Source organism: Pseudomonas palleroniana (genome assembly GCF_003031675.1).
GTDB lineage: Bacteria > Pseudomonadota > Gammaproteobacteria > Pseudomonadales > Pseudomonadaceae > Aquipseudomonas > Aquipseudomonas palleroniana.
In genome coordinates this window covers 1-21,862 of the sequence record NZ_PYWX01000019.1, presented here as the reverse complement: position 1 = coordinate 21,862, position 21,862 = coordinate 1, and the positions used below count along the sequence as shown (strand labels likewise).

The 21,862-nt window shown below is 60.5% G+C and carries 16 protein-coding genes; 12 read left to right on the top strand and 4 right to left on the bottom strand.

Annotation, left to right across the window (positions count from 1 at the left end; translation table 11 throughout):
- Positions 1-69 precede the first annotated feature (69 nt).
- Entirely contained in the window at positions 70-1,347 is a 1,278-nt protein-coding gene (locus C9383_RS06520; RefSeq protein ID WP_090370692.1) for a serine/threonine transporter, read from the bottom strand.
- A gap of 435 nt (positions 1,348-1,782) precedes the next feature.
- Here C9383_RS06520 and C9383_RS06515 point away from each other — a divergent pair, with 435 nt between their 5' ends.
- On the top strand, positions 1,783-2,307 hold the full coding sequence (locus C9383_RS06515) for a cysteine hydrolase family protein (RefSeq protein ID WP_090370690.1): 525 nt from the start codon (positions 1,783-1,785) through the stop codon (positions 2,305-2,307).
- A gap of 16 nt (positions 2,308-2,323) precedes the next feature.
- On the opposite strand, the gene C9383_RS06510 is transcribed toward C9383_RS06515, so the two are convergent.
- Positions 2,324-2,656: a hypothetical protein gene (locus C9383_RS06510; protein WP_090370688.1), complete on the bottom strand. Its 333-nt coding sequence runs from the start codon at positions 2,654-2,656 to the stop codon at positions 2,324-2,326.
- Positions 2,657-3,170: 514 nt separating this feature from the next.
- Here C9383_RS06510 and C9383_RS06505 point away from each other — a divergent pair.
- The 5 genes from C9383_RS06505 to pdxR all read left to right on the top strand — a co-directional run bounded on the left by C9383_RS06505 (position 3,171) and on the right by pdxR (position 9,879).
- Complete coding sequence (locus C9383_RS06505; protein ID WP_060752637.1) at positions 3,171-4,121, top strand: 2-hydroxyacid dehydrogenase; 951 nt, start codon at positions 3,171-3,173, stop codon at positions 4,119-4,121.
- A gap of 90 nt (positions 4,122-4,211) precedes the next feature.
- The gene (locus C9383_RS06500) at positions 4,212-6,068 is read left to right on the top strand and encodes a pilus assembly protein TadG-related protein (protein WP_090370686.1); all 1,857 of its coding nucleotides are present in this window, start codon (positions 4,212-4,214) and stop codon (positions 6,066-6,068) included.
- Positions 6,069-6,198: 130 nt separating this feature from the next.
- The gene (locus tag C9383_RS06495) at positions 6,199-7,266 is read left to right on the top strand and encodes a phosphotransferase family protein (protein ID WP_090370684.1); all 1,068 of its coding nucleotides are present in this window, start codon (positions 6,199-6,201) and stop codon (positions 7,264-7,266) included.
- Between the two features lie 21 nt (positions 7,267-7,287).
- Positions 7,288-8,055, top strand: coding sequence for an SDR family oxidoreductase (locus tag C9383_RS06490; protein ID WP_060752634.1), 768 nt, complete (start codon positions 7,288-7,290; stop codon positions 8,053-8,055).
- Positions 8,056-8,445: 390 nt separating this feature from the next.
- Complete coding sequence (gene pdxR, locus C9383_RS06485) at positions 8,446-9,879, top strand: MocR-like pyridoxine biosynthesis transcription factor PdxR (RefSeq protein ID WP_090370682.1); 1,434 nt, start codon at positions 8,446-8,448, stop codon at positions 9,877-9,879.
- Positions 9,880-9,920: 41 nt separating this feature from the next.
- Here pdxR and C9383_RS06480 read toward each other — a convergent pair whose 3' ends face one another.
- Positions 9,921-10,550, bottom strand: a complete 630-nt coding sequence (locus C9383_RS06480; RefSeq protein WP_090370680.1) for a DNA-3-methyladenine glycosylase I — start codon at positions 10,548-10,550, stop codon at positions 9,921-9,923.
- Positions 10,551-10,766: 216 nt separating this feature from the next.
- Between C9383_RS06480 and C9383_RS06475 the strand changes: the two genes are divergently transcribed.
- The 4 genes from C9383_RS06475 (at position 10,767) to C9383_RS06460 (ending at position 14,714) form a co-directional block, all read left to right on the top strand.
- The gene (locus C9383_RS06475; protein ID WP_174554059.1) at positions 10,767-12,092 is read left to right on the top strand and encodes a C4-dicarboxylate transporter DctA; all 1,326 of its coding nucleotides are present in this window, start codon (positions 10,767-10,769) and stop codon (positions 12,090-12,092) included.
- 95 nt (positions 12,093-12,187) lie between these two features.
- The gene (locus C9383_RS06470) at positions 12,188-12,889 is read left to right on the top strand and encodes a FadR/GntR family transcriptional regulator (RefSeq protein WP_090370675.1); all 702 of its coding nucleotides are present in this window, start codon (positions 12,188-12,190) and stop codon (positions 12,887-12,889) included.
- A gap of 16 nt (positions 12,890-12,905) precedes the next feature.
- On the top strand, positions 12,906-13,607 hold the full coding sequence (locus C9383_RS06465) for a GntR family transcriptional regulator (protein WP_090370673.1): 702 nt from the start codon (positions 12,906-12,908) through the stop codon (positions 13,605-13,607).
- A gap of 78 nt (positions 13,608-13,685) precedes the next feature.
- A complete protein-coding gene (locus C9383_RS06460) occupies positions 13,686-14,714 on the top strand; it encodes a tetratricopeptide repeat protein (protein ID WP_090370671.1) in 1,029 nt (342 codons plus the stop codon).
- Between the two features lie 91 nt (positions 14,715-14,805).
- Here the strand turns inward: C9383_RS06460 and C9383_RS06455 are convergent, their stop codons facing one another.
- Entirely contained in the window at positions 14,806-19,665 is a 4,860-nt protein-coding gene (locus C9383_RS06455) for an NAD-glutamate dehydrogenase (protein WP_090370669.1), read from the bottom strand.
- A 490-nt stretch (positions 19,666-20,155) separates the two neighbouring features.
- On the opposite strand from C9383_RS06455, the gene C9383_RS06450 reads away from it, so the two are divergent.
- A complete protein-coding gene (locus tag C9383_RS06450; protein ID WP_060752626.1) occupies positions 20,156-20,509 on the top strand; it encodes a hypothetical protein in 354 nt (117 codons plus the stop codon).
- Positions 20,510-20,819: 310 nt separating this feature from the next.
- The gene (locus tag C9383_RS06445) at positions 20,820-21,752 is read left to right on the top strand and encodes an IS110 family transposase (protein ID WP_090365966.1); all 933 of its coding nucleotides are present in this window, start codon (positions 20,820-20,822) and stop codon (positions 21,750-21,752) included.
- Positions 21,753-21,862: the final 110 nt, after the last annotated feature.

The following is a 21,862-nucleotide window of genomic DNA, read 5'->3' as shown; positions in this document are numbered from 1 at the left end:
CTTTTGTACCGGCAAAAAAAAGCCGATTCGCGGTGTGCGCGAATCGGCTGTGTGCCTAACGCCCTGAGGTCAGGACAGCAGCGAGTAGATCAACGCCGTGATTGCCACCAGGCCCACGGCCGTGACGAACACGTTGGATGCCTGCCCGCGGTACTTGGCCATGGCCGGCACCTTGCGAATGGCATACATCGGCATCAGGAACAGGATCGACGCGATCACCGGGCCGCCCAGGGTTTCGATCATGCCAAGGATGCTTGGGTTAAGCGTGGCAACGAGCCAGCACACGATCAGCATAAACGCGGCGGTCAGGCGGTCCAGTGACTTGGCGGCCGGACGGCGACCGGTCTTGAGCACCAGGCCCTTGAGACCTTCGCTGGCCCCGATGTAGTGGCCAAGGAACGACTTGGCAATCGCCACAAATGCAATCAGCGGCGCGGCGAAAGCGATAGTCGGGTTATCGAAGTGGTTGGCCAGGTACGACAGGATCGACAGGTTCTGGGCTTTCGCTTCCGCCAGTTGCGCCGGTGACAAGGTCAACACACAACTGAACACGAAGAACAGCACCATCGCCACCATCAACAGGTGCGCACGGGACAGGATCTGTGAACTGCGCTCATCAGCGTGGGCGCCGTACTGGCGCTTCTGATCAACGGCGAACGCCGAGATGATCGGCGAATGGTTGAACGAGAACACCATCACCGGAATCGCCAGCCACAGCGTGTTGAGCAGCGCCGAGGGTGCCGGCACTTCATTGGCGGTGCTCAGGATGCCGCCGGTCCAGTGCGGTACCAGGTACACCGCCAGGAACAGCAAGGCCACGATGAACGGGTACACCATCAGGCTCATGGCCTTGACGATCACTTGTTCACCGCAGCGCACTACCGCCAGCAGGCCGAGGATCAGCACGAACGCCAGGACCGCACGAGGCGGCGGCAGGATGTGCAATTGGTGCTCCATGAAGCTGCTGACGGTGTTGGTCAGCGCCACGCTGTAGATCAGCAGGATCGGGAAGATCGCGAAGAAGTACAACAGGGTGATCAATGCGCCGGCCTTGAGGCCGAAATGCTCTTCGACGACGTCGGTAATGTCGGAACCGTCGCGGCCGGACAAGACGAAACGGGTCAGGCCACGGTGGGCAAAGAATGTCATCGGGAATGCCAGTACCGCGAGGATCACCAGCGGCCAGAAGCCCCCCAGACCCGCGTTGATCGGCAAGAACAAAGTACCGGCGCCAATGGCGGTGCCGAACAGGCCGAGCATCCAGGTCGTGTCCTGGCGGCTCCAGCTTGTGAGGGTTGCAGGTGTCGTTGCATAACGTTCGTCGACGCTATTGGCCTGATCATTCATCCGGTCGGATCTCCGCATTCACACGGCCGGGACGAGTCAGAAATACCTGACAGGCAGCGCCCCAGCCATAACAAGCGCGCGATTCTCCGGGATTCTTTCGAATAAGCAAAGACTTAGCTGAGGAACGGTGTTGCGGTGCAGATGCGCAAGGTCGGCCATAAGCCGCGGTATCAGCGGGCCGCAGCACAATACAGGGCAACCGGAAGGGCTTTCAGTCGTGTCCATTGACAGCCCGCCGCCCTTCCCAGCATCATCAAACCATGAACCCAATCCCGTTGCGCCTCACCCGTACCACCACCACGACCGCTCATGGCGGGTCGTGCGGTTGCCGTGGGTGCGTGAACTAGAGACACCCCCAAACAACCCAAGGCCCCGCCAGCAATGGACGGGGCCTTTTTATTGCCTCGCCCTCTGGCCACTGCAAGGAGCAAGACCATGGCAAACGCCCTGTTGATCATCGATATGCAAACCGGTTTATACGATGGGCCGGAAAAACCCTTCGAGCGCGAACGCGTTCTGGGCACCATCAACCAGCTGATTCAGCGCGCTCGCAAAGCCCAGGCACCGATATTCGTGGCCCGCCACACCGGCCCCGAGGGTTCACCGATCGCAGCCGGCAGCGCGCTCTGGCAGCTCTGGCCGGGCCTGGACGTCGACCCGGCCCGCGACCATCTGTTCGATAAAACCCGCCCCAGTTGCTTTCACGGCACCCGCCTGGCGCAGCAACTGGCAGCGGCGCAGATCAATGAATTGGTGATCGTGGGCATGAAGACCCAGTTCTGTATCGACACCACCTGTCGAGTGGCAGCCGAGCTGGGTTTCTCGGTGGTGTTGCCGGAGGATGGCCATACGTGCATGGACACCCCGGCGCTGAAGGCCGAGGCGATCATTGAGCATCACAATGCGACGTTGGCGGGCGCGTTTGTGAAGCGAGTCAAAGCCTTGGACATCTGGAACTGAGGCAACGGGCTTTCAACTAATAAGCCGAGGTACCCAAGTGGGTGTTGCGCAGTTCGCCATTGATAGCGTTCTGCGCAATATCCAGTTTTTCGACCAGCTCAGCAGTTTCGTGGGCGGTCAGTGCAATCACAGGGCGGGCCCAGTCGAAATCCTTGATGACATTAATTCGAAAGCCACCCGCGGCATCAAATTCCGGGTACCAGCCCACATCCAGCAGCAACCCACCCGCGAATTCGACCTGGAGCATATCTTCCTTCAATAGGTCGATCTGCTTCGCTAACGCTACATCCTGCAGGATCGACAAGTCATCATGAGTGACGGTGCCACCGGCAAAGTGAAATGGGATCAATTTGTTAACCTCCTGAATTCCTGTTCAGAAATCGGATGACCATGAATAGCGCCAGCACTCAGTTCTATGCGGACCCAGCGACTGAGCCTGCCATGGCTGGCGCCAATGCAGTGTGGATACTCCATGACTTTCCAGGGTTTTCCATTAGTGGTGCAGACACCATTTTTATAAGCCTCTCGTTCAAGCATTTCAATAGCGATACCGGGCCTGTATTTAGCCGGGCCTACCAACGTGCCAGCGATGACTGTTCTCCAGGGTATTAGCGTCGAAGGGCTGTGTTTGTAACCGTACGGCGTCCATTCAATCTCTTCGGGTGTGGCAGGAACAAGCATCCATGTCGTCTCTGCGAAGTGGGAAAGTCGACAAAGTCTGGCGCAGCTTTTCGACGCTGGAGGGGGAAGCAGAAAATTCAGAATGGCCTTACGCAAGAAGAACTTTTTCTACTTGAACAAAACGCTGTGCCCTACAAATCCCGCATACTGCCCCTATCAAACCCTTCAGGAAGAGCCTTGCGATGTCCACCACTGTTCTGGTCCTGGTTGAAACCATCAACGACTACCTGTCCATCATCGAGGACAGCGAGTTCCATGTAATCCTGGCTCCGACGCCCGCCGAACGCGCCCAGGCGATCAAGACCCACGGTGGGCAGATCAAGGCTGTGCTGACCCGTGGGCCACTGGGGCTGTACGCCGAGGAAATCGCCGCGTTGCCGCTGCTGGAGATCATCTGCGTGATCGGTGCCGGCTACGAACATGTGGACCTGCAGGCGGCGAGCAATCGCGGGATCGTGGTGACCAATGGCGCCGGGGTGAATGCGCCGTCGGTGGCCGACCACGCCATGGCGTTGCTGCTGTCGCTGGTGCGCGGTATTCCCCAGACCGATGCGGCGGTACGGCGCAGTGAATGGCCGAAGGTCATGCGCCCTTCCCTGGGCGGTAAACAATTAGGCATTCTCGGGCTCGGTGCAGTCGGCATGGAGATCGCCAAGCGCGCTTCACTCGGTTTCGGCATGGAGGTCAGTTATCACAACCGCCAGCCCCGTGATGATGTGGACTACACCTACTGCGCAACGGCGATAGAACTGGCGCGCACCTCGGACTTCCTGATCCTGGCCACGCCGGGCGGCGCGGGCACCCGCCATCTGATCGATCGCCATGCGCTCGACGCCCTGGGGCCGAACGGCTATCTGGTGAACATCGGACGTGGCAGCGTGGTGGTCACCGCTGACCTGGTCGCCGCCCTTGAGCAACGGCGTATCGGCGGCGCGGCACTGGATGTGTTCGATGATGAGCCCAAAGTGCCGGACGCCCTCAAGCGCCTGAGCAATACCGTGCTCACCTCGCATGTGGCCGGCCTGTCGCCCGAAGCCGCCCATGACACGGTGCAACGCGTGGCCGACAACCTGGTGGAATATTTCGCCGGCCGCCCGGTGCTGACCCCGGTGGCACTGCCGCCACGCAACTAATAGCGATTAGCCAGCCACGTCGTAAAACCTGTCTACACTGCATGCGGGGATGCTCAGGACGCCGGTGCAGGACCGGCGAAGGAACGCACAATGGTTGGCCATGGACCCGGCCCGGCCCGTCAACGCGGTGCCATTGGTTTGATCGGCGCATTGACGCTTGGGATCGCGCTGTTGTTTCTGCTATTGGTGGTCGACAGTGGCCGCCTGTACCTGGAAAAACGCAAGCTGCAACGCGTCGTCGACACTGCGGCGCTGGAAGCCGTCAGCCGCGGCGGCAAATGCACGGCGCCGAATGACAATGCCGCGCAATTCGCGACCCAAAGCGCCCTGCGCAATGACTTCCCGGTCGATGCAAACCGTACGTTGAGCACCGCCTGCGGCGCCCTGGCCACCGGCGCGGACTTTATGCGCACCTTCAGCGCCGACCCGAGCAAAACCGATGCGATCCAGGTGATCGCCACCCACCGCGTTGCCACCAGCATCGCCCATGCCCTGCACACACTGTTTTCGGCACAGCCCATCAGCCTGACCACGCTGCTGAGCGCTACCGCCGTGGCCGCCGCCCCCGCACCACCGGTGGCCACGCTCACCGTGCGCAGCACCTTGCTGACGATAGACAGCACTCAATCCGCCGCCCTCAATGGCCTGATCGGCGGCCTGCTGGGCGGCAAGCTGCAGCTCGACGCGGTGGGTTGGAATGGCTTGATCAATACCGATATCAGCCTGCTCAGCTACCTGGATGCCCTGGCCATCCGCCTGAATGTCAGCGCCGGCAACTACGACCAACTGCTCCAGACCGACGCCACCGTTGGCCAGTTGATCCAGGCCGCCATCGACGTGCTCAAGCTGGGCGGCGACGCGGTCCAGGTGGTGATCAACAACCTGGAAACCATCAAGCTGATCGCACCCGGCACGCAGATCCTGCACCTGGGTGACCTGGTCAAGATCCAGAACGGCACCGATAAAAGCGCACTGAATGTCGACCTGCAACTGTTCAACCTGATCCAGGGCTTTGTGCAACTGTCGAACAAGGCCAGCGCGGTGGCGGTCGAGCTGCCGGTCGATGTGCTGGGCTTGTTGAATGTCACGGTCAAGACCCGGGTCATCGAGCCGGCCCAGATCTCCGCTATCGGTAACCCTCAGTTGATCGACACCCAGCCGATTGCGGTGCGCACGGCGCAAGTCAGGACCTGGATTTCCCTTAAACTGCCGGTGATCGACGGGCTCACCAAGGTGATCGGCCTGGTCACCGACCTGGTGGGTTTGCTGCTGGGCAGCTCATTGGATGTGGTGCCTGGCACGCAAATCGATATCGCCCTGGAGGCCGCCAGTGGCAGCAGCTACGTCACGGGCTACCGTTGCAACGGGTCCGCCGACAATTCCCTCTCGGTGTCAGGCACCACCTCAGCCGTCAGGCTGATGGTGGGCCAGGTCGACCCGAAGAACCTGTTCTCATCCACCGCCCCGCTGAAAGTCGACGACTTCCCGCTCCTCGACCTTGGCGTCAAGATCTGCAGCAAAGGCGTGTGCGACCCAAGACAACCCTACGCAGTCGGCGGCCTGAGCCTGCGCGTCGACAGCAGCGTCGCCAAGACCACCCGCGCCCATGTCTATGTGTCGCCGCCGGAGGTCAAGCAACCGCCGAGCTATTTCAGTTTCAGCGCCAATAACGTGGTCGGCAGCTTGAGCGACACCCTCAACGGTATCCGGCTGACCAGCCATACACCGACACTCACCGGGCTTCTCGGTTTGGTGGTGGGCCTGGTGGTCGACGTGCTGACCGGCGTGCTGAACCTGCTCAGCGGGGTCATCTCCGGCCTGCTCAGCCCTTTGCTCGACCCGCTGGTCAATAACCTGCTCGCCGGCCTGGGCGTGGACCTGGCAAAAGTCGAAATCGGTGCCAACCTGTCCTGTACTCCCGGCGGCCGTGCCGTACTGGTGATTTGAGCACATCAGGCCCGCTGATCATCCTCCAACACGCTAACCTATTAAGCCGCCCCGACCTTGTCGCTGAGCGGCGGCGCGCATTAGATTAGCCAATAGTCCACGGCCTTTAAAATAAGCAGAAGGGATAAGCATGGCGCTTAACGACCAATCGACTCAGATCCGCCCAGGCGAAGAACTGGATGCCAGCCTGATCGATCCTTACCTCAAGGCCCACATTCCGGGGCTGAGCGGCACAGTCAAGATCAGCCAATTCCCCGGCGGTGCGTCCAACCTGACTTACCTGCTGGAATACCCGGGCCAGGAGTTCGTACTGCGCCGCCCGCCATTTGGCCACAAGGCCAAGTCCGCCCACGACATGGGCCGCGAATACCGCATTCTCAACCAGCTCAAGGATGGGTTCCCGTACTGCCCGAAAGCCTACGTGCATTGCACCGATGAATCGGTGATCGGCGCCGAGTTCTACGTCATGGAACGGGTCAACGGCATCATCCTGCGCTCTGACCTGCCGGCCGAACTGGAACTGGACGCGACCCGGACCGAAGTCCTGTGCAAAAGCTTCATCGATAAATTCGTCGAACTGCACCAAGTGGATTACACCGCCTGCGGCCTGGCCGACCTGGGTAAACCCGAAGGCTATGTCGCACGGCAGATTCGTGGCTGGAGCGAGCGTTACGAAAAGGCCTTGACCCCGGACGCGCCCAGTTGGGAGAAAGTGCGTCTGTGGCTCAACGACAAGATGCCGGCCGACCATCCGACGTCCAGCATCGTGCACAACGACTACCGTTTCGACAACGTGATCCTCGACCCGCACAACCCGATGCAGATCATCGGCGTGCTGGACTGGGAGCTGACCACCCTCGGCGACCCCTTGATGGACTTGGGCAACACCCTCGCCTACTGGATCGAAGCCGCCGACCCCGCCCCCGTGCAACTGATGCGCCGCCAGCCGAGCAACGCCCCCGGCATGCTCACCCGCCGTCAGTTTGTCGATTACTACGCCGAACGTTCCGGCCTGCAGATCGACAACTTCGACTTCTACTACACCTATGGCCTGTTCCGCCTGGCCGGGATCGTGCAGCAGATCTACTACCGCTTCTTCCATGGCCAGACCCAGGACAAACGCTTTGCGCAGTTCATCCAGATGAACAAGCTGCTCGAGCAGATGAGCCTGAATGTCATCGCCAAATCCGCACTCTGATTACCAGAACAAGGAAACCTCATGTCCAAGACCAACCTGTTCGACCTCGACGGCAAGATCGCCTTTGTTTCCGGTGCCAGCCGCGGTATCGGTGAGGCCATCGCCAAGCTGCTGGCCCAGCAAGGCGCCCACGTGATCGTGTCCAGCCGCAAGCTGGAGGGCTGCCAGCACGTGGCCGACGCGATCATCGCCGATGGCGGCAAAGCCACGGCGATTGCCTGCCATATTGGTGAAATGGAGCAGATCACCCAAGTGTTCGCCGGTATCCGGGAACAGTTCGGGCGCCTGGACATCCTGGTCAATAACGCGGCGACCAACCCGCAATTCTGCAATGTGCTGGACACCGACCTCGGCGCGTTCCAGAAGACCGTCGACGTGAACATTCGCGGCTATTTCTTCATGTCGGTGGAAGCCGGCAAATTGATGCGCGAGAACGGCGGCGGCAGCATCATCAACGTGGCCTCGATCAACGGCATTTCCCCAGGCGTGTTCCAGGGCATTTACTCGGTGACCAAGGCGGCCGTGATCAACATGACCAAGGTGTTCGCCAAGGAATGTGCGGCGTTCGGCATTCGTTGCAACGCGCTGCTGCCGGGCCTGACCGATACCAAATTCGCCTCGGCGCTGGTGAAGAACGATTCGATCCTGAAAATGGCCTTGGCGCAGATCCCGCTCAAGCGCGTCGCCGACCCGAGCGAGATGGCCGGTGCGGTATTGTTCCTGGCCAGTGATGCGTCGAGCTACACCACCGGTGTATCGCTGAATGTGGACGGCGGCTTCCTGTCCTGACCCCAACTGTAGTGAGCGGGCTCGCCCCGCGCTGGGGGGCGAAGCCGCCCCAACATGGACGCCGCAGTCTTTCAGGACAACCGAGGTGCCTGGGTTTAGGGCGGCTGCGCCCCCCAGCGCGGGGCAAGCCCTAATGCCAATCAGTTAAGGATTAACGCGGTCACTGTGGGAGGGGGCTTGCTCCCGATAGGCCGCGCAGCGGCCTCAAAAATAGGCCTGCTACGCAGGCCATCGGGAGCAAGTCGAATCGTCGCACCGCCCCTCCCACAATTTATCCATCGTCCGCTTTATCGCTTAACTGACTGGCATTAGGGCAAGCCCGCTCACTACAAGTATCAGGGGGGATTTGCGGGTAACCTTGGCGCAGACCGATCTGTCCCAGGATGAAACATGGAATTGCACCTCGTCATCAATGGCCGCAAGGACCTGGCCGCCCAGCTTTACCAGCAGTTGCGCGAAGCCATCGCCGCCGGGCGGCTTTCGGCCGGCGCGCAACTGCCTCCCAGCCGCCTGCTCGCCGAGCAGTTAGGCGTATCGCGCAAGACCGTCTCCGACACCTACGCCACGCTGACGTATGAAGGGTTGCTGGTCGGCAAGATCGGCCGGGGCACCTTCGTCAACGCCTGGGCGCCGCCGCCCGAGCGCCTGCAAACCGCCGCCGACCTGGCCTGCGCCGCCAACCTGGAAAAATGGGCCGCGTTGCCCTCGCCCATGCACCATCCCACACCTGAGAAAACCCTGCGTTATGAATTCCTCGGCGGGGCCACCACGCGCAATCAATTTCCCCAGGATGAATGGCGACGTTGTACCCAGGATGCATTACGTCGTGTCGCACTCAACAGCGGTTTTTACAGCCAACCGGAAGGTCTGCCGGCATTGCGCGAGGCTATCGCCGGGCATATCGCCTTTTCTCGCGGGGTGAAATGCCACGCCAATGACATTGTGGTCACCAACGGCGCGCAACAAGCGCTGGACTTGATTGCTCGCGTGGTGGTGGAACCCGGTACTCTCGTCGCCATGGAAGACCCCGGCTACAGCCCCGCCCGCCAGTTGTTCACGGCCATGGGCGCGCGTATTGCCGACGTGCCGGTGGACGCCCAGGGCATCCAGGTCGACCAGATCCCCGACAACACGCGACTGATCTATGTGACCCCGTCCCACCAGTTCCCCCTGGGCATGCCCATGAGCCTGGCGCGCCGCGAAGCCTTGCTGGCCCGCGCCCTTGCGTTGGGCGCGATCATCATCGAAGACGACTACGACAGTGATTTCCGCTACGAAGGTCGCCCCGCCAACTCCCTGCAAAGCATGGACAACCGGGGCTTGGTGGCCTACGTCGGGACCTTCTCCAAATCCCTGCTGCCGCAGTTGCGCCTGGGCTATGCCGTACTGCCGCCAGCCATTCATGGCGCAGTGCTCAAGGCCAAGCAACTGACCGACCAGCACAGTTCCACGTTGCCGCAATGGGCATTGGCCAAGTTCATCAGCGAAGGCTGTTTGCTCAAGCATATTCGCCGCTGCCACTCGGTCTACGCCGGGCGCCGCGAGCGCATCCTGCAGCGCCTGGCCGGGGACCTGTCGCCGTGGTTCGAAGCGGTGCCCAGTGTGATCGGGTTTCATATGGCGGCGTTGTGCAAGGCGCCGCTGGATATCGCGAAGCTGATTCGGTTGGCACGGGAGGCGGACGTCGGCCTGTACCCGCTGGATGTGTTCTTTCATAGCGCGCCGGTGCGCCAGGGCCTGACGCTCGGGTTCGGCGCGATCGAACTGCTGGACATCGACCCGGCGCTGGACCGGGTGCGCGATATCCTGCGCCAGATGGGCTAGAGCGCCGACGCGGTGAAGCCCCGCAGGCGCAAATCAGCGCCTCACGGGCGCTTGAAGTGCCGGCGCAGCTCTTCAATGCGCGGCCGGCAAGCACAGCCCTCCAGGTGATCATTGACCATGCCCATGGCCTGCATCAACGCGTACATCGTGGTCGGGCCAACGTAGGTCCAGCCGCGCTTCTTCAGGGCCTTCGACAACCGCACCGAAGCCGCAGACGTCGGATTACCCGTCCAGTAAGCCAAGTCCACCTGCGCCGGACGCTCCTCATCCGAGGGTTCAAACGCCCACAACCAGCGCGCCAGCGAGCCGGTTTCATCCACCAGCTCACACGCCCGGCGCGCATTGTTGAGCGTGGACACGATCTTCGCCCGGTTACGCACGATGCCCGGATCTTTCATCAAGCGCTCTATATCGGCCTCGCCGTATTGCGCCACACGCCGAAAATCAAACCCCTCGAATGCCGCCCGGAACTGCTCGCGCTTACGCAAGATGGTGATCCACGCCATGCCCGCCTGAAAACCTTCCAGGCAAATTTTCTCGTACAGCTGAATATCATCCGCCACCGGCACGCCCCACTCGTGGTCGTGATAATGCGGATATTCCGGCGCCGAGGTGCGCCAAGTGCAGTAGGTCAGCCCTGTTGTGTCGGTGGTCAGCCCTGGCTTGTCCATGCATTACCTCTCAATCAAGGCGCGGATAATAAGCGAAAAAAATTCCGAACCGCCAACCGCTCAAGCTTGAGTCTTACCGACCAACTGGTCAGACCGGGACCGGTCAAGCCCTGAATTTTTACTTGTGATTTCAAAAAAACCCGGCGTAGACTGGCCCGGCACTGGACTTACCGGTAATACCACAACAATTAAGCCCTGGAATCACCAGGGCACCGAATAGAGATCCCTCCCATGCTCAGATGGTGCTCGCGTTCGATTTTCCTGCAAGTCGTGATTGGCCTGATGCTCGGCATCATCTGCGGCCTGGCCCTTCCCGAATTCTCCTCGCAACTCAAACCCCTGGGTGACGGCTTTATCAAGCTGATCAAGATGCTGATCGGCCTGATCGTGTTCTGCGTGGTGGTCAGCGGTATTTCCGGTGCCGGCGACTTGAAGAAAGTCGGGCGAATCGGCCTCAAGTCGGTGATCTACTTTGAAGTGCTCACCACCGTGGCCCTGGTCATCGGCTTGATCATGGCCTTCAGTACCGGCATCGGCACCGGTGCCAATATCCATCTTGAGCAGCTCTCCTCCGCCGGTCTGAATGAACTGGCCGACAAAGGCCAACACATCCGTGGCACCAGCCAGTTCCTGATGGACCTGATCCCCAACTCGGTGATCGGCGCCTTCGCCGACAACAATGTGCTGCAAGTGCTGCTGTTCTCGGTGCTCTTCGGTAGCGCACTGAACCTGGTGGGTGAAGCGGCGTCAGGCATTTCGCGGCTGATCAACGAACTGAGCCACATCATCTTCCGCATCATGGGCATGATCGTGCGGCTGGCGCCGATTGGCGTGTTTGGCGCGATCGCTTTTACCACCAGTACCTATGGCCTGGATTCGCTGCAGCACCTGGGCAGCCTGGTGGGTTTGTTCTACCTGACCTGCTTTGCCTTTGTCGCGCTGATCCTGGGCCTGGTAATGCGCCTGTCCGGTCTGCGCATGCTGCCGCTGCTCAAGTACCTGCGTGAAGAACTGCTGATCGTGATGGGCACCGCCTCCTCCGACGCGGTGCTGCCACAGATCATGCGCAAACTCGAACACCTGGGCATTGGCAGCTCCACCGTGGGCCTGGTGATTCCGACCGGGTATTCGTTCAACCTCGATGGTTTCTCGATCTACCTGACCCTGGCCATTGTGTTCATCGCCAATGCCACCGGCACGCCCCTGTCGATGACTGACTTGCTGACCATCCTGCTGGTGTCATTGATCACCTCCAAGGGCGCGCACGGCATTCCCGGGTCGGCGCTGGTGATTCTGGCGGCGACACTCACCGCCATCCCGGCCATTCCCGTGGTCGGCCTGGTGCTGGTACTGGCGGTGGACTGGTTCATGGGCATCGGCCGCGCGCTGACCAACCTGATCGGCAACTGCGTGGCGACCGTGGCCATTGCCCGTTGGGAAAAAGATATCGATATCCAGCGCGCCAACAAAGTGCTCGACGGCCAGCAGGGTTATACCTTCCAGGCCAAGAAACCGGTGCTGCCGACACACCAGGAGTTCTGATCCATTTTCATGGCAGACATCGATCAATTGTGGGAGGGAGCAAGCCCCCTCCCAGACTTTGACAACCGTGTTTGCAACATCAAGGAGACGCAGACGTGATCAGCACCTCAACCGTCGTCAATTCAGTGGTAGAAAAACTGCGCGCCGCGCTCAAGCGGGGCCAGTGGCGCCAGGGTGAAATGCTGCCCGGCCAACGCGAGCTGGCCGAACAGATGGGCATCAGCCGCCCCAGCCTGCGCGAAGCGGTGATTGTGCTGGAAACCCTCGGCCTGGTGCGTTCCATGCCCGGCAAGGGCGTGGTGGTGCTCGAAACCAGCGTGAACGAGCCCCAAGCCAGTGACACCGTGGCCGATGCCAGCCTCGAAGACATCCTGCAACTGCGCTACACCCTCGAACCGTTCATTGTCGGCCTGGTAGCGCAGTCCATCAGCAGCAAGGAAGTCGGCCAATTGCGCCTGACCCTGATGGATATGCGCGAAGCCCTCGACGCAGGTGACGCCGAAGCCGGGATGAACGCCTACCTCAACTTCCACGAAGAGCTCTTCGCCCTGACCTCCAACCCGATCTTCCAGAACGTGGTGCAACAGACCAGCAACGCCCTCAAGCAGAGCGCCCATGTACTGCGCAACTCCCCCGAACATCTGGCCGAACGCCTGCAGGAAAATGAAGCCGTGGTGCGCGCCATCCGCAACAAGAACAGCGCCCTGGCCAGCGCCGAGATGCGCCGGCACATCCTTCAGGAAGGTCTGCGCATGGGCATACGCTTGAATATCCCGGACGACCATCTGGGCAGCTGATTATTGGAGACAGGCCATGACCGCCCGCGCGCTACACCGTAATTCAGTCATCACCGCCCTGCCTGCCATGCGCCTGGTCGCGGGCAAAAAACCCTCGGTGGACGATATCTACCCACGGCTGTTCGACGCGATTCTGGAACAACGCATCGCGCCGGCCAGCCGTTTTACCGAAGAGGGCCTGGGCGAAATCTTCGGTGTGAGTCGCAGTGTGATTCGCCGGGTCTTGGCGAAACTGTCCCATCAACAGGTGATCATCCTGCGCCCCAACCAGCGCGCCCAGGTGGCGGCGCCGGATGCCCGGCAAACCCGACAGATCCTCGAAGCGCGGCGGCTGACGGAGATCATGGTAGTGCAACTGGCCTGCGCCGCAGCTACCCCAACCCAGGTACGCCAGTTACGCGAGCTGATTGCCAGGGAACGCGACTGTATCGAACGGGATCAACGCGCACCGGCCATTCGATTGTCGGGGGAATTTCACCTGCAGTTGGCGGCGATCGCCGGTAACGCGCCGTTGGCGCAGTTCCTTAACAGCCTGGTACCGCTGACATCGTTGATCATTGCGCAATACGAAACCCAAGCCTGCACCTACTGCACCTGGCAGGAACACCTGGCGATGACAGACGCGATTGAACAGGGCGATGCAGACCACGCTGTGAACCTGATGACCCAGCACCTGAACCATCTGGCCCATCGTCTGACTCGCCGAGCGCAGCCATAGCTATGTAACGCTTGCGGCCCAGACAACTTTCTTAACCTGTGTTTTCACTCATCAAGTGCACAAGCACAGGTAACCCTCATGTACGTAGACTCTCAAACACTGCCAGCGCTGTTCACACTGCTCACCCAGTTGAACGCGCAGAAAAGCCTGTTGGGCGAAACCCTCCAGGCATCACTCGACCAGCTCAATGGCATCGCGGGCAGGATCGGGTTTGAACTGTTTTCCCTGGAAAGCTACGCCCAGGCCGAGCTATGCCTGAACATCACCGCTGCGCGAGGTCATGCCGAGGCGCAGTACGCCATGTCCCTGTGTGTCAGCCGGCGCGACGGTGACTTGCGCATAGCCTCTGAAGAAGCGCGCCAATGGCTCAAGCTGGCAGCGGCCCAGAACCATATCCCTGCCCTGATGCGACTCGGTGATGCCGATTCCCTTGCAAAGGCACGCGAACAACTGACGCCCAACGCCGTTGCGGGCGATACCCAAGCCATGCGCCTTCTGTTCTTGCTCGACAAGGAGGTGAGCTGGTTGGACAAGGCCGTCGCCAGAGGTGATCACACCGCACAATTTCAACTCGCCCAGGCCTATCGCGACACGCCGCAACTGATCCCCAACGTAGTGGAACGCCGTGCACTGGTTGAAGAGCTGCTGCAAAAAGCGGCGGACGGCGGCGATCTGCAAGCCTTGGCTGATCGAGTATTTTCCAGCAAGTCCAGCGCCAGCGTGCTGGAAAAGCAACAACGGTTGATACAACTTGCAGGGACGGGGCAATTGGACGCGCTGCTGGAATACGGCTATGCACTGGCGGGCATGCCGCGTAATGGCAAAGGCAAACTCAACTTTGCGCAAAGGCACCCCTCGGCGCCGCGCACCTACGGGCTGGCGCGGGATTTCGCCAAGGCCTATGCCGTACTGGGGCTGGTATTACCGAAACTGCCGGACTATCCGGCGGCTGAAATACTCAAGCAAGACATGAATGCTATCTGGCATCAAATGACCCTGGAACAGTACTCAACCTGCGAGACCCTTCGCCTGGATCTGCAGGCGCGCATTCCCAGGGTATTCAAACTCATGGCCCCCATCATCATTGTCGGCAGGCCATCGTATTGATCGCCGAGAACCCCGGCCTTTGAAGATCGCATAAAAAAATCCCCGCATGTTTCCATGCGGGGACTCTTGGTTACAGCCATGGATCAACGGTTTAAATCACCGGCTGACCACTCATCGCCAGGTCCAGCAGTTCACGGTTGGCCACTGCATACATGGCGTAGTCCGTGCCGACCGCAGAGCGGATTTCCAGCATCATCGCGACCCAACGATCAGCCATGTCCTTGTGCTGCTCAAGCCACAGGGCCACGCGGGCTTCCATGTCTTGTGGCGCATCGGCCATTTGCAGGACGGAGATGGTGATCGCCCGTTGCTGCCAGTCCACATCATCGCGGAAGGCTTCACGGGCCTGGGCCTGCCAGTTGTTGGCCACCGGCAGATCGCTGATCTGCTGCAGATACCACGGCAAGTCCAGGGCGCTGCCGACGGCGAAGTAGGCCTTGGCCACTTCGGCGGCGTCATGCCCGGTGACGTCGGCCGCTTCGATGATCGGCAGCAAGGTGTACAGGTGCGTGGTACCGGCCACCATGCGCGCCAACAACTCCGGCACGCCGGCGTTGGTGTAGGCCTGGTAACGGGTCTGCCAGCCTTCGCGGGTCGGGCCTTCCAGCAGTTCGTCAAGCTTGAGACCCAGCGCGGCCAGGTGCGGACCGAAGTGTGCGGTATCACGACCCGCGTCCTGCTCGTTGCGACGGCTGCGCAGGAACCAGCGCGTGGCGCGACGGCCCAGGCGCATCAGTTCATCCATCAGCTCCAATTGCACATCAGCCGAAACCTGATAGTCCAGGGCCTCGATCTGACGGAACCAGTGCGGGAGGTGGAAGATGTCACGCACGATCACATAAGCACCGGCGACGTTCGCCGGGCTCATGCCGGTGGACTCCTTGAGCCGCTGAACGAAGGTGATCCCCATGTGGTTGACCAGGTCGTTGGCGATCTGGGTGCTGACGATCTCACGCTTCAAGCGGTGACGACGCATGGCCTCGGAGAACTTGGCCACCAGGCTTGGCGGAAACGCGGTTTCCATGTCACGGGTCAGGTAATCGTCATCCGGCACCAGGGACTTGAGCAACGCTTCCTTGAGGTCGATCTTGCTGTACGAGATCAGCACCGACAGTTCCGGACGGGTCAGGCCCTTGCCATTCGAAGCACGCTCGGTGAGCTGCTCCTCGGTCGGCAGGTACTCGATGGCGCGGTCCAGCTTGCCACGGCCTTCCAGGTCGCTCATCAGGCGCTTGTACTCGGCGGCACGCTCGTAGGCACGGCGTGCAGCCAGGGACAGGGCCTGGGTCTGCTTGTAGTTGTTGCCCAACACCAGGCCGCCGACTTCGTCGGTCATGCTCGCCAGCAACTGGTTGCGCTGCTTGTCGGTCATGTCACCGGCCTGCACCACTTCGTTGAGCAGGATCTTGATGTTCACTTCGTGGTCGGAGCAGTCCACGCCACCGGCGTTGTCGATGAAGTCGGTGTTGGAACCGCCGCCATTGAGGCCGAACTCCACACGCCCCAGCTGGGTCATGCCGAGGTTACCGCCCTCGCCCACCACCTTGCAGCGCAGCTCGTTACCGTTCACACGCAACGCGTCGTTGGCCTTGTCGCCGACATCGGCGTGGCTTTCGCTGCTGGCCTTGACGTAGGTACCGATACCGCCGTTCCACAACAGGTCCACCGGTGCCTTGAGCAAAGCGTTCAGCAGTTCGGTCGGGGTCAGCTTGTCGGCCTTGATGTCGAAGCGTTCTTTCATCTGTGGCGAGATGGCAATGCTCTTCGCGCTACGCGAGAAGATGCCGCCGCCTTCGGACATGATGCTGGTGTCGTAGTCAGTCCAGGCCGAACGCGGCAGGTCGAACATGCGCTGGCGCTCGGCAAAGCTGGTCGCCGGGTTCGGGTTCGGATCGATGAAGATGTGCAGGTGGTTGAAGGCCGCAACCAGTTGCAGCTTGTCGGACATCAACAGGCCGTTACCGAACACGTCACCGGCCATGTCACCCACGCCGACGACCGTGATGCTGTCTTCCTGGACATTGATGCCACGCTCGCGGAAGTGGCGCTGTACGCCGACCCACGCGCCCTTGGCGGTGATGCCCATTTTCTTGTGGTCGTAACCGGCCGAACCGCCGGAGGCGAACGCGTCGCCCAACCAGAAGCCATAGTCGATGGCGATGCCGTTGGCGATGTCGGAGAAGGTCGCAGTGCCCTTGTCCGCTGCCACGACCAGGTACGGGTCATCGTCGTCATGACGCACGACGTTGGCCGGCGGCACCAGGGCGCCGTCCTTCAGGTTGTCGGTGATGTCCAGCAAACCGGAAATGAAGATGCGGTAGCAAGCGATGCCCTCGGCCGCGATCTCGTCACGGGTGCCGCCCAACGGCAGGCGACGCGGCAGGAAGCCGCCCTTGGCGCCCACCGGCACGATCACCGAGTTCTTCACTTGCTGAGCCTTTACCAGGCCGAGCACTTCGGTACGGTAGTCTTCTTCGCGGTCCGACCAGCGCAGGCCACCCCGCGCAACATTACCGAAGCGCAGGTGCACGCCTTCGACACGCGGCGAGTAGACGAAGATTTCAAACTTCGGCACCGGCTTGGGCAGCTCGGGAATGGCACGCGGGTCGAACTTGAAGCTGAAGTACGACTTGTTCTGGCCGTTGGCGTCGGTCTGGTAGAAGTTGGTGCGCAGGGTCGCCTTGATCAGGTCCAGGTAGCGACGCAGGATGCGGTCTTCGTTGAGCACCTGGACGTCGTCCAGGGCGCTGAGGATCGCTTGCTCCAGGCGTTGCTGCTTGTCTTCCAGGTCGTCGGCGGTGAGCTTGCGCGCCAGGTAGAAGCGCGTCTTGAACAACCGGGTCAACTCGCGGGCGATGTCGGTGTGGTTGTTCAGGGTGCTGGCGATGTAACCCAGGTCGAAGCCCAGGCGGATCTGCTTGAGGTAACGCGCGTAGGCACGCAGCAACGCCACATCGCGCCATGGCAGGCCGGCGGTCAGTACAAGGCGGTTGAACGCATCGTTTTCGGCGTCGCCATGCACGATGTGCACGAACGCATCCTGCAGGGTGTCGTTGAGCTGCTGGATATCCAGGTTCACGCCTTCGGCGGCGATGAACGCGAAGTCATGGATCCAGAACTCACGGCCATTGGCGTGACGCAGACGGTACGGGAATTCACCCAGCACGCGCAGGCCGAGGTTTTCCAGGATCGGCAGCACGTCGGACAGCGCCAGCGGGGTATCGGCATGGTAGAGCTTGCAGTGCAGCTCGCGCTGGCCGGAGACCTGGCCCAGCGGCTGGTAGAAGCTCATCACCAGCGGGTTGGCTTCGGTCAGGCTGAGCAGGTGCTGCATGTCGACCACGGCCGAATGCGCGGCAAAACGCTCGCGGTAGCCGGCCGGGAAGCCTTTCGGGAAGTCAGCCAGCACGTTGGTGCCGTGGGCTTCGCCGAAGCTCTCGACGACCAGGCTTGCGTAGTCGTCCTGCCAGCTGCGGCAGGCTTGCACCACTTCTTTTTCCAGCTGGACCGGATCGATGTCCAGGCGGTTCTTCGGGTCGACCCGCAGAATCAATTGCACGCGAGCCAGCACGGATTCGGAGAAGAACGTCCAGAACTCGCAGTCCGACGCTTTCAGGCGATCCATCAGCACTTGCTGGATCTTCTGGCGCACTTCGGTGGAGTAGATATCACGCGGCACATAGGCCAGGCAGTAGCAGAAACGACCGTACGGGTCTTTGCGCAGGAACACGCGGATCTTGTTGCGTTCCTGGATCTGCACGATGGACATCACGGTGCTGAACAGCTCGTCGACCGGGGTCTGGAACAGGTCATCACGAGGCAGTACTTCGACGACCTGAGCCAGCTCCTTGCCCAGGTGCGCCTTGGCCTGGAAGCCCGAACGACGTTCGATTTCCGCGACCTTGCGGCGGATATAAGGGATCACGCGCACGCTTTCACCATACACCGAAGAGGTGTACAGGCCCATGAAGCGGTGTTCCTTGATGACGTTACCGTTCGCGTCGATCTCGCGGATCGACACGTAGTCCGGGTAGGCCGGGCGGTGCACACGGCTTGGGTGCGCGGCCTTGGCGAACGACAGCACGGTCGGTTCACGCAGGTAGGTCACCGCGTAATCTTCGATGCGCAGGTCGTCGGCGGTCAGGCCGGCACGCAGCAGCTTGGTCAGGCCGAGGAAGGAATTGGCGTCATATTCGATATGACCGCCGTCCTTGTCGTCACGTACCACGAATTCTTCATAGCCCAGGAAGGTGAAGTGGTTACCCACCAGCCACTCCAGGAAGTTCTTGATCTCGGCCTTCTCTTCGCCGTCGATGACGAACTGGCTGGCATCGATACCGGCCAGCAGGTCCTGGACCTTGGCTTTCATCGGTTCGAAATCGGCCACGGCCACGCGCACTTCGCCCAGCACCTGCTCCAGCTCTTTGCCCAGCACGTTCAGTTCGGCGGCATTGGCGCAGCGATCGATTTCCAGGTACATCAGCGATTCTTGCAGGACGCCTTCGCCCTGGGTGCCCTTGGGCAGGATTTCCAGCAACTCGCCCTTGCCGCCACGGCGCACGCTGAGCACGGTGGTTTGCAGGGTGTGGATGCTGTAGCCGCGGCGGTTCAGCTCGGTACGGACCGAGTCCACCAGGAACGGCAGGTCATGGTGCAGCACTTCGACCGCGGTGTGGGTCGACTGCCAGCCATGACGCTCGTAATCGGGGTTGTAGACCCGCACTTGCGGTTGGGCGTGGTCAAAGCGCTCAAGCAGGCGCCAGGCAGACAGGGTGCAACCGGCCAGGTCGGAAAGGCGACGTTGGGTCAGTTCGTCCAGGGAAATGATGCCGAAGAATTGTTCAGCGAACAGCGCCACTTGTGGCAGTGCCTGTTCACTGATGTGCTGCGCCAGTGCCGCTTGCAGTTGGTGCTGGAAGTCGGCCTTGCTGGCTGCGGTGAAGAACGCCATCTGTGGTACTCCGCTTGGGCTTGTTATTGATGGAAGCGTCGCGTGTTATCCCCTTTCGGGGAGACCGTCGACTCTGTTCGCTGGTATTCATAATAAGCACCATAAACGAATCAGGGTGACAGGTGGGTGAAGCTGGACAAGACAATCAGGTCACATACAACTTCCATAAGATGCGCACTTTGCCGGGTGACGGTACGACGGGCAGGTCAGGCGCCTGGCTAATGCACATCCGTTGCGCAGCTTAACGAGTGTAGGAAGACCGCTGCTTGCGGCGCTGCGACATATTCGGTCATCGGTAAGCAGGCGCGCGGTTGCGACTTGGGCAACCCGTAGATTCCGGTAGAAAAATCGGTTGTTTTCGAGACAAAAAGTGCCGGAAGTGACTGATTTTACCCATCAGGTCATGCCGCCCACGACATAGCATGCAGCACAAAATTCGCGGCAATGGCACAATCGCCCGCATTGCGCCCTACCCCAGACAGGATTCCCCATGCTGCAACTGAACACCGACGCCTTGATGGCCACCCCGTGCGACGAAGAAGAAGACAACATGGCGATGCTCTGCTGCCACGGCAAGAACGGCGAGATGTTCATGCTCACGCGCTACCCGGACGAGGACGAAGTTGAGCTGACCTGGGATTACGAACCGTCGACCCTGGATGGCGTAAAGGTCACCTTGGGCGCCACGACCTTGCTGGTTGAGCTGGCCGCAGGTGATGCCGATGCCTTGGGCGGCAAGGATCAGTTGGAGATTACCCATGCCACTGCAGCGGCGGATATGGCCGAAGTCGAGGAAACCCTGCAAAACATCCTGAAGGGTACCGGCACCTTCACTCGGATTTAAGAACACCCAATATCGAAAGTGGGAGGGGGCTTGCTCCCGATGGACTGCGTAGCAGGCCCATTTTTGAGGCCGCTGCGCGGCCTATCGGGAGCAAGCCCCCTTGTGTCTTAAGTCAGGAATAAACTGAGGGTGAGAGCGGTGAGTAGCAAGCTGAATGCCCCGAGTGCTCAAAGCACGTGTGGGAGCCCATGCTGCTACTCACCTCTCCGCTCTGGACATGAGCCCGAACAGTTGAACGAGCCCACCTCGAACAGTTACAAGCGTGGGCCAAGCCAGAGCGCTCTCACCCTGAGTGTAAGAGGATTTGGCCATGTTTTCCTATTCAGCAGGCATTGATGTTTCCAAAGACAGCCTCGAGGCTCGGATTCATTTACTTGAGGCTGGGGTAAGTTGTTCAAATACTGAGAAAGATTTGCCGGCGCTGATTGGATGGCTGCGGCTTTACCAGGTCAGCCGCGTGTTGGTGGAAGCGACGGGCGGTTACGAGCGAAACGTTGTTAAAGCGGCGCAAGCGGCTGGCCTTCAGGTCATTTGCGTTAACCCTCGTCGCGCCAAAGCGTTTTCCAGAGCGATGGGCCAAAAAGCCAAAACCGACCCGATAGACGCAAAGTCTCTTGCACAATTTGCAGCCGTCATAGACTCGCCAAGCGCCCGAATCACAAGCCCTGAGCATGAAAGACTGCGCGCATTGGTCCAGCAGCGAGAGCATTTTGTTCAGCAAAGAGATGACGACAGGCGGCGCCTGAAAACGGCGTCCTGCGATGCGGTGAAGCCTGCATTGCAGAGCCATATCGAGTATTTGAGCGCAGCAGTGGAAGCGATAAATCAGCTGATTCGTCAAAGTGCGAACGAGCTAGATCGCGAAAAGGTGGCTCGACTGTGCTCGGTCAAGGGAATTGGGCTGATTACGGCCAGCAGCCTTATGGCTTACCTTCCCGAGTTGGGCGAAATCGGGGGACGCCCGATCGCGGCACTTGCAGGCCTCGCGCCCTACAACAACGACAGCGGAAAGCACAAAGGTGCACGCCACATTAGTGGCGGAAGATTTGCAGCCCGCCGCTCACTGTATATGGCCTGCTGGGTGATCATTCGGGACCAGCCGGAATTCCAAGCTCGATACCAGTTGTTACGTGATAAAGGTAAATGCGCCAAGGTTGCACTGATCGCCTGTATGCGCGTTTTATTGGTACGCCTGAACGCGATGCTGCGTGACGGCACTGAATGGAAAGAGCACACCGCTTAGCACGGCAGCAGCTCTTTCGTTCAGCATTGCATGGCCTAGAGCTGTGGGAGTCTTGCTGCCTATGAATATGACTTCTGAATTGAATCCATTTAGACAGTTGCTCCCACATT